Source organism: Corallococcus sp. AB038B (genome assembly GCF_003668955.1).
GTDB lineage: Bacteria > Myxococcota > Myxococcia > Myxococcales > Myxococcaceae > Corallococcus > Corallococcus exiguus.
This window is the reverse complement of sequence record NZ_RAWO01000393.1, coordinates 1-386: the sequence shown is the minus strand read 5'-3', so window position 1 is coordinate 386 and position 386 is coordinate 1. Positions and strand designations below refer to the sequence as shown.

Annotated in this window: 1 pseudogene; it reads left to right on the top strand. The window is 67.6% G+C overall.

Features of this window, described 5'->3' with window-relative positions:
* Positions 1–386 (top strand): annotated as a pseudogene (locus D7Y04_RS43665) (hypothetical protein); the annotation flags it as partial.

The following is a 386-nucleotide window of genomic DNA, read 5'->3' as shown; positions in this document are numbered from 1 at the left end:
GGGCCCGCGGGCGAGGGAGAGCAGCAGCTCCAGGCGCTCAACGACGTGGCCATCATGCGGCGCTACTTCGCGGACTATCGCTTCACGTTGCAGCAGGTGGGCAGCGAGCCCGCGCTGCTGCACCTCGAGCCGGACCTCTGGGGCTATCTCCAGTTCTTCTCCAATGGAGACCCGGCCACGGTGCCCGCGCAGGTGGCGAGCGCCAACGCCACGGACTGCTCGGGGATGGCGAACAACGCCGTGGGCGTGAGCCGGTGCATGATTGCAATGGCTCGCAAGTACGCGCCCAACGCGAAGGTGAGCCTGCACGCCAGCCCCTGGTCGACGCGCACGGACGTGTACCTCAACACCAACGCGTCCTTCGACATCGCCGGTGAAGCGCGCAA